Below are 6,626 nucleotides of genomic sequence, written 5' to 3' on the forward strand. Positions count from 1 at the left end.
GCCTCCCAGCCCCCCGGTCCCGGGCACCGCAGCCCTCTCGCCCCACCTGCGGCGGCGCCGCCGCGCCGCCTGCAAGGCCCGGCGAGGGCCGTCCGAGTGCTCCCCGGGGCCCGCGAGAAGTCCTGTCCGCTGCATTGACGCACGCCCGATCCCTCCGCGCCTTGTGCCGGCAAGCGCTGGCTTGAAACGATTCATGGGCGGTGGCGGAGCTACGGGGAGGGCCCGACTGTGACATGCGGGAACGTCGAAAGGCGCACGATTCTCAAAGCGGCCGGGGCCCCCGCGGCCACGCTCGGGCTGGCCGCGACGCCGGGGTGCGGGGGCCACGGCGGCACCTCGGCCGACGGAACGGTGACGATCCGTTACTCATGGTGGGGTCCCGAGGAGCGGCAGAAGAGGATCAGTCAGTCCATCAGGCTCTTCGAGAAGAAGTTCCCGAAGATCAAAGTGAAGACCGACTTCCAGGACTGCGTCGCATTCCGGGAGAAGTTCCAGACGCAGGCCGCGGGCGGAAATCCCCCGGATGTTTTCCAGAGTGCCGTCGGTTTTCTCCGGAAGTACGACAAGCGAGGCATCCTCCTGCACCTCAAGTCCCGGATCGACGCGGGGAATCTGAGTACCCGGAACTTCCGGCTAGGGCGTTCTGTCGGTCGGTCAGGCGGACGGCAAACAGCTCGGCATCCCCGTCGGTTCCAACACCGTGGCGCTCGTCATCGACAAGAAACTCTTCCAGCGGGGGGTATCACCCGGCGGGCCGGCTGGACCCGGGACGAGTACTTCACGGCCCTCAAGGCGATCCACGACAGGACGAAGGTCCCCGGGGACACGGGCTACTTCTGCATCATGTACCTGTACGGCCTCGGGCTCCGCCGGAACGGCAAGGCCTTCTTCACCGAGGACGGACTCGGCTTCGACAAGGCCGACCTGACGGAGCGGTGGCAGGACGGCACCTGGACCTGTTCCCCGCCCGTCCGATCCTGGACGACTTCACGGGCCTCGCCGACGGTAGCGCCGAGATCTCCGTCCGGACGTGCCTCCGCAACTCCCTGATCTGCTCGCTCGGCGCCGTGGCCGGCGTCCTCATCCCCTGCTCCCTCACCGCGTACGCCTTCGCCAAGATCGGATTCGCCGGCCGGAATCTGCTGTTCCCGCTGATGATCGGCACTCTGCTGCTGCCGTACCACGCGCCGCTGATCCCGCAGTACGTGATGTTCCAGAAGATGCAGCTGATCAACTCCTATGTGCCGCTGGCTGGGGAGGTTCCTCGCCACGCAGACCTTCTTCGTCTTCCTGACGGTGCAGTTCATGCGGCCCCGCCCGGCGAGCTGGACGAGGCCGCCCGGATCGACGGCTGCGGACACCTGCGGATCTACTGGTCGATCGGGGAGAAGGCACGCGCGTGTGTGCTGTCCACGATGGAGACCATCGCCGCCCAGCCCAATGGTTTCGTCCGGGGCAGCGGCCTGTACGACCTCGACACCCGCCGCTTCGCCGTCGCCGACACCCCGAAGGTGGAGGTCTCCCACCGGTCCGCCGTGTTCGGCATCGACGAGCTGTGCGCCGAACTGATCGACCTCGTCGACATGCCCGAGTCCGAGCAGGCGTACTACGACTACTGTCGCTGGTTCAACGCCACCAGGGCCGAGCAGAAGGCCCGCTACGGCAGCGACTTCGGCACACTCCCGGTGTTCCAGGGCCACTCCCGGCTCGACGCGTACGCCGCCGTCCGCACCGGCGACACCGCACTCGCCCAGCGGGACCGGGACAAGTTCCACCACTCCGACGGCTACCGCGAGACCGCACCCTGGCGGACGGAGAGGATCAGCGGCCCCGCCGCCCTCGTCGAGGGCAGCGAGGCCGCCTGGATCTCCACCGACGACACCGCGCTCCACGGCCTCGCCGCCGTCGAGAACCTCGCCCCGCTCGGCGACAAGATGCCGTGACCGACCGCTAGTCCATGCCTCCCAGGACCTCCCGCACCCGCCGCACGTCCCGCAGCCGCCGCTCGTACGTCGCCCCGACGACGAGCAGCAGCAGACCGGCGAGCGCGGGAGGCACCCAGCGCGGCAGGGCGTCGGTGACCTGCACCAGATACGGCGCCAGCTCGTGCAGCGCGTCCAGCGCGAGCACCGCGCCGCCCAGCACCAGCGGCGCCTTCAGCCGGTGCCGGGCACCCAGCAGCGTCACCAGCAGGGCCGCCGCGCCCAGCAGCAGCGGACGCTGCCAGTGCGCGTCCGTCCACGCGGCGGCCAGGCTCGGCAGCAGCGCGACGACGAGACCGGGGCCGTACGCCGCCCACGACGAGGCCCTCACACCGCGGCGCCTGCGCAGCACCCCGACGACCAGCGCCGGCAGCGCGGCGGGCAGCGTGTACGCCTCCGGCGCCGTCACCTCCCAGGCCGCCAGCCGCACCCAGGACGCCAGCACGAACAACGCCGCCGACGCATGACCGAGGGCACGCCGGTCCGGGCGCAGCGCCGCGCCCGCGGTGATCGCGCCGCACAACGCCAGCACCAGCGCGAGCATCGGCGGCGCGGGGACGGCCAGGGCCACCGCGAGGAGTCCCGCCGCGCCGCCCGCCACCTCGACGGGGACCCGGGCCGCACCCCCGGTCCGGGGCGCCACCAGCGCGGCGACCGCCGGCACCGCGAGGACCGGCAGCGCGATGTGCTGCGGTGCCCAGCCCGCCGCCGCGCCCGCCGCGCACGCCAGTGCCGTCGCGTGCACGAGCGCCGCCGGAGCGGTCACAGGGGACAGGCGCGCCCGCGTGGACGCCGCCGCGAACAGCACCGCGAGGACCGCGAGGACGCTCGGGGTCGCCGCACGGGCGGCCAGCGCCTCGAAGCCGACGGCGACGGACGTGACCGAGGCCAGGACGAGCGCCGTCACCGCGAGATCGCCGCCACGCGCGCGTGCCGCCACCGCCAGCGTCCCCGCCGTCAGCACGCCGAGCACCATCAGCCCCGCGGCGTACGGCATGTCCAGCACCGGCGGCAGCACCAGCACCGTCGCCCAGGCCGCCGTCAGCGCGGTGAGCCGGGCCCGCGCCCGCAGGGCACCGTCCCGGACCGTGAGCGCCAACACCGCCGCGACCACCGCCGTCACCAGCGGAGCCGTCCCTGCGTACGGCGGCCACACCTCCTCGGTCGCCACCGCGGCCCGCGCCCCGTCCGGCGCCCCGGACCAGATCCGCGCCACCCACGAGGCCGGACCCAGCAGGGCGATCCCCACCAGCGGCACCACCGTCACCAGCGCCAGCCCCTGCACCGCGACCGACGCCAGGACCGCCCCGCGCCGCAGAGCCCGCGGCAGCGCGGCCCGCCGTACGACCGCCGGCAGCGCCACACCGCACACCAGATACGCCGGCACCGTCCACATCGCCGGCAGCACCGAGCGGGCCAGCCCGCCCAACGCGCCGACCGCCAGCAGCCCGGCCGCCACGGACAGGCCGGTCGTGTGCTCCTCGGCCCGCGACCGCAGCCCCGCCGCCACAGCGATCCCCGCCGCGAGCAGCAGAAGCAGCGCCGCCCTGGCCGCCGCGCCCGGACCGGACGCCGACCACGACAGCCAGCCGGCCGCCAGCGCACCGCAGCCGCCCGCCCCGAACGCCCCGGCCGTCGCCGTCACCCGCACCGCGGGCACCGCCCACCGCAGCGCCACAGCTGTGTCGCCGGCCGCCGTCACCAGCAGCGCACCCGCGATCACCGACGGACCCGCACCCGCCGCCACCGCCCACAGCAGCAGCGGCAACTGCCCGGCCGCCAGCGCGGCGGGCAGCGGCAGCCGCAGCTCCCGCACCCGCGGCAGCGTGCCGTACGCCGCCCAGCCCGCCGCCAGCACAGCGGCGGCGCCCGCCGCGAACCCGGTGCTGTCCGCCCCGGCGAACGCCACCTCGTGCAGCGCGTACGCGTCGAGCACCGTCAGCGCCAGCCCCAGCCCGGCCACCGCCTCGCCCGTCGACCGCAGTCCCCGCGCCAGCAGCGGCACCGGCGCGGCCAGCACCGCGGCCGTCACCCCGCCCAGCACCAGCGCCCGCCCGGCGATGCCCAGATGCCCCCAGCTGACCAGCGTGAACGCGATCGCCGCGACGGTCAGCAGCACACCGCCCAGCACGAGCAGCACGTTCTGCACACGCGGCACGGCGGCCTCGGCCCGCGCGGGGGCGAAACCGGATGCCGGGATGGCGGGAGCGGGTGCCTGGGCCGGGGCGGCGGCCTGCCGCAGCACGGTCACCAGCCAGGTCCGGCGGGCCAGCAAATGGGCCCGCCGGGCGTCGAGTTGCCAGAGCTCGGCGTCGATGAGCCGCAGCTCCTCGGCAGGCGGCGGAGAGTACGTCATGGCCCAGAGTCTGGCCGCGGTCACCCGGCACAGCATGAGCGCCGGTACCTAGGCACGTACTCAGATCCAGGTACTCAGGTCACAGCCAACCCGATCCCGCGAGCACCCGGGGAAGACTTCCGCCCATGGACTGGACCCACTACCGCTTCCGCAGCGACTGGCATCTGCCCGCCCCGCCCGCCGACGTCTACGCCGAGCTGGAGCGGGCCGACGCGTACCCGCTGTGGTGGCCGCAGGTCCGCTCCGTGCACCGCCTCGACGCCCGCACCGGCGTGGTCACCGCCCGCTCCCTGCTGCCGTACACCCTCACCTTCACCGCGCGCGAGACGCGCCGGGACCCCGCCACGGGCGTCCTGGAGATCGCGATGTCCGGCGACCTCGAAGGCTGGGCACGCTGGACGGTCACCGCCGACCCCGGCGGCAGCCTCGCCCGCTACGAGCAGGAGGTGCGGGTGAACCTGCCCCTGCTCAGGCGGTTCGCCGTACCGGGACGGCCCTTCTTCCGCGCCAACCACCGGCTGATGATGCGCTCCGGGCGGCGCGGCCTCACGGCCCGGCTCCGGCGGCGGTGACGAAGCGGTTTGAACGGAACCCGCGGAGACCTGTATTGTTCAGTGCGTTCCCGGGCGATTAGCTCAGTGGGAGAGCGCTTCGTTCACACCGAAGAGGTCACTGGTTCGAACCCAGTATCGCCCACCCCGGCACGGCACCCTTCCCTTCACGGACAGGGTGCCGTTCGCATGTCCGGCACCCCCGGCCGGCAGACGTCCCCGCCGGACGTCTCACGCGGCCGCGGGCAGATCCGGGCGCAGCGGCCACGCCGGGTCCACCGCCTCCTCCACACCGCTGCGCGCGAACCACGCCTGAAGACCCCGTGCCTGCTCCGCATGCCACGACGCCTGCAAGGTGTGCAGCTGCGCCGGCGACAACCGCTCCAGCCGCGACGCGAAACGATGCCCGAGCGCCCGTACGACCTCCAGCGCGGCCAGCGCGTCCGCCGCCGCGTCATGCGCCTCGTCCAGCGTCACGCCGTAGTGCGCGCACAGATCGGTCAGCGTGCGACGCCCCTTGCGGTAGCGGTCCAGATGCTTGTCCATCACCCGCGGATCCAGCACCAGCAGCGGCGCCCGCTCGAACCACCGGCCCAGCGACGACGCCCGATGCCGGCGCAACTCCCGGTCCAGCAGCGTCAGATCGAACGGCGCGTTCATCACCACCAACGGCCGCCGCGCCACCGCCTGCTCCGCGAGCTGCTCCGCTATCTCGTACATCACCGGCGCCGGCCAGCGGCCGTTGCGCTGCAAGTGATCCTCCGTCAGCCCGTGCACTGCCGTCGCCGCCTCGGGCACCGGCACCCCCGGATTCACCAGCCAGCGGCTCACCCGCGGCCGGAACCCCGGACCGTCCTGGACCACGAGGGCGGCCGACACGATCCGGTCGGTCTCCACGTCCACGCCCGTGGTCTCCGTGTCGAAAGCGGCCAGCGGCCCCTCGTACCAGCTCGTCATGTCAGCACAACCCCTCGCTCACCCTCGGCAGTTGACGCGACGTCCGCTGCCCGGAACGGTGATACCCGTACTGTTTGCGCCGTACGCCGGAAGGACACAACAGGAGTACGGGTCTTTGCAGTTCAGCGGCCCGCAGCGGGGAAGTTCCTGGTTCGGAAGGCTGTTGGCCATGGCGGTAGCGCAGCCCGAGCGGGGCGGGCTGCTGCCCGAGCGCACGGGTCCCTCTCGCGGCACACTCGCCACCACCGCGTGCATGGAGACACTGCAGGTGGGCTATCTGCATGCCGTCGCGGCGGCAGCGGGCTGCTCACTGTCCCAGCCGTTCCCCGACAACGGCATCGACTGGCACATCAGCCACAGCGCACCCGGCCACACCGTCGACGACGAAGTGACCATCAAGGTGCAGCTGAAAGCCACCTACCAGATCAGCCCCGACCCGCCCGGACGGTTCTTCTCCTTCACGCTCGACAACGACCATCTGCGCAAACTCGCCCGCACCCCGGTCACCGTGCACAAGATCCTCGTCGTGATGATCGTGCCGCGCTCCCGCGACCAGTGGATCCGCGCCGGACACGACCGCCTCGACCTGCGGCACTGCTGCTACTGGGTCAACCTCGCCGGACACCCCGTCACCGGCCGGCGCCGCACCACCGTGCGCATCCCGACCTCCCGCGTCTTCGACGACCGGGCACTGTGCGAGATCATGACGCGGGTGGGGACAGGAGGCAGACCATGACCCACCGCCCCCTGCGCGAACCCCTGGTAATGCGCCTGGATCGG

Annotated in this window: 4 protein-coding genes, 1 tRNA gene and 3 pseudogenes; 6 read left to right on the forward strand and 2 right to left on the reverse strand. The window is 72.9% G+C overall.

Translation table 11 applies throughout. The annotated features are described in order from the left end of the window. Positions 1 to 228: 228 nt before the first annotated feature. The 3 pseudogenes from MTQ10_RS26045 to MTQ10_RS26055 form a co-directional block, all read left to right on the forward strand. A pseudogene (locus MTQ10_RS26045) lies at positions 229 to 948 on the forward strand (ABC transporter substrate-binding protein); the annotation flags it as partial. A gap of 2 nt (positions 949 to 950) precedes the next feature. Continuing rightward, positions 951 to 1,382: pseudogene (locus MTQ10_RS26050) on the forward strand (carbohydrate ABC transporter permease); the annotation flags it as partial. A 3-nt stretch (positions 1,383 to 1,385) separates the two neighbouring features. Then, positions 1,386 to 1,943 (forward strand): annotated as a pseudogene (locus MTQ10_RS26055) (exo-rhamnogalacturonan lyase family protein); the annotation flags it as partial. Between the two features lie 7 nt (positions 1,944 to 1,950). On the opposite strand, the gene MTQ10_RS26060 reads toward MTQ10_RS26055, so the two are convergent. Then, positions 1,951 to 4,338 carry an SCO7613 C-terminal domain-containing membrane protein gene (locus tag MTQ10_RS26060; protein WP_247472605.1) on the reverse strand — a complete coding sequence of 796 codons (2,388 nt, stop codon included), beginning with the start codon at positions 4,336 to 4,338 and terminating at the stop codon, positions 1,951 to 1,953. 125 nt (positions 4,339 to 4,463) lie between these two features. Between MTQ10_RS26060 and MTQ10_RS26065 the strand changes: the two genes are divergently transcribed. Together MTQ10_RS26065 and MTQ10_RS26070 are read left to right on the forward strand one after the other, a co-directional pair. After that, positions 4,464 to 4,910 (forward strand): SRPBCC family protein, encoded by a 447-nt coding sequence (locus MTQ10_RS26065; protein WP_247472606.1) that lies wholly within the window; start codon positions 4,464 to 4,466, stop codon positions 4,908 to 4,910. A 52-nt stretch (positions 4,911 to 4,962) separates the two neighbouring features. Further along, positions 4,963 to 5,034: transfer RNA gene (locus tag MTQ10_RS26070), tRNA-Val, on the forward strand. An 86-nt stretch (positions 5,035 to 5,120) separates the two neighbouring features. On the opposite strand, the gene MTQ10_RS26075 is transcribed toward MTQ10_RS26070, so the two are convergent. Next, positions 5,121 to 5,846, reverse strand: coding sequence for a 3'-5' exonuclease (locus tag MTQ10_RS26075; protein ID WP_247472607.1), 726 nt, complete (start codon positions 5,844 to 5,846; stop codon positions 5,121 to 5,123). A gap of 169 nt (positions 5,847 to 6,015) precedes the next feature. Between MTQ10_RS26075 and MTQ10_RS26080 the strand changes: the two genes are divergently transcribed. Further along, a complete protein-coding gene (locus tag MTQ10_RS26080) occupies positions 6,016 to 6,582 on the forward strand; it encodes a DUF4365 domain-containing protein (protein ID WP_247472608.1) in 567 nt (188 codons plus the stop codon). Positions 6,583 to 6,626: the final 44 nt, after the last annotated feature.

The sequence above is a fragment of the Streptomyces sp. XM83C genome (genome assembly GCF_023072675.1).
In the GTDB taxonomy this organism is placed as follows: Bacteria; Actinomycetota; Actinomycetes; order Streptomycetales; family Streptomycetaceae; genus Streptomyces; species Streptomyces thermocoprophilus.

Coding starts and splice junctions, on each gene's coding strand:
- MTQ10_RS26075 (WP_247472607.1), bottom strand. CDS start 5,846: ATGACGAGCTGGTACGAGGGGCCGCTGGCCGCTTTCGACACGGAGACC.
- MTQ10_RS26080 (WP_247472608.1), top strand. CDS start 6,016: ATGGCGGTAGCGCAGCCCGAGCGGGGCGGGCTGCTGCCCGAGCGCACG.
- MTQ10_RS26065 (WP_247472606.1), top strand. CDS start 4,464: ATGGACTGGACCCACTACCGCTTCCGCAGCGACTGGCATCTGCCCGCC.
- MTQ10_RS26060 (WP_247472605.1), bottom strand. CDS start 4,338: ATGACGTACTCTCCGCCGCCTGCCGAGGAGCTGCGGCTCATCGACGCC.